This is a genomic window from Alcanivorax sp. HI0044, from assembly GCF_001634945.1.
In genome coordinates this window covers 1-947 of the sequence record NZ_LWEZ01001915.1, presented here as the reverse complement: position 1 = coordinate 947, position 947 = coordinate 1, and the positions used below count along the sequence as shown (strand labels likewise).

Genomic DNA, 947 nt, shown 5'->3' with positions numbered 1-947 from the left:
CTGTATTACTGTTTGTGAGGATGGTGAGGCTTTCGGTGTGGTTTTTGACCCGGACCCGATTCCCCCGCACCTGCGCCAGTTTCTTCTTGAGCGCGACATGGCTACCGCTCTCAACCTGGTCAGGGAAATCACTTTTCAAGGGGTGGAATTCAAGGGGGTCGAGTTCACCGGTGAACCGGATGTCAGTGCCTCTGCCATTGAAAGCCTGTGTGGCATCGCTCCTGCCTTTCATGCCAGTGCCAACCGCATTCTGGTCAACCGCGCTGGCGCCGGTCAGCCGTTCCCCGGTTACGATCCGGTACTTACCCGCATGCTCGAACAGCAATGCCAGAAGCGTATGGATACCGTGGAAAACAGCGGCCTTGCCGGCAAGGTTCGGCAGAAACTGCTCGGTGAACTGGGCCTGGGGGCCACTCTCAATGACATGGCCAGCGAGCTGGCCCTCTCCACTCGCAGCCTGCGCCGCAAACTGGAACAGGAGGGCGCCAGTTACCGGGATCTGGTCGAAGAAGAACGTCGCCAACTGGCGCTGCAATTACTGAACACCACTACCATGAAGATCGAGGAATTGGCGGCCCATTTGGGATACACCGATGCCGGAGGCTTCGTGCGTGCCTTCCGTCGTTGGCAGGGATGTTCGCCCAGCGCGTATCGAGAGAAGGCGTAGGATGTCCCGCGGATTTTTTGTGACCCATAAAAAAGGGCCTCCCACATTTGGAAGGCCCTTTTTAGATGGCACGCCCGAGAGGATTCGAACCTCTGACCTTTGCCTCCGGAGGGCAACGCTCTATCCAGCTGAGCTACGGGCGCAAAACTTGAAGAACTTGGGGTTCAACGGGCGCGAATGATAGCGGGTTGCGGCGGTCTCGTCCATGGATTGGGTGCATCCTGTGTCGGGATCGCTATAATCGGCGCGCCGGGAGCGCCTTCCGGTATCCGAGTATAAG

General features: G+C 58.2%; 1 protein-coding gene and 1 tRNA gene. One reads left to right on the top strand and one right to left on the bottom strand.

All coding sequences use genetic code 11. The annotated features are described in order from the left end of the window. Nucleotides 1-667: AraC family transcriptional regulator (locus A3730_RS28540; protein WP_063539419.1), on the top strand; the 667-nt coding region annotated here is incomplete at its 5' end. A 66-nt stretch (nt 668-733) separates the two neighbouring features. Here the strand turns inward: A3730_RS28540 and A3730_RS28535 are convergent. Then, a tRNA-Arg gene (locus A3730_RS28535) sits at nt 734-810 on the bottom strand. Nucleotides 811-947 lie beyond the last annotated feature (137 nt).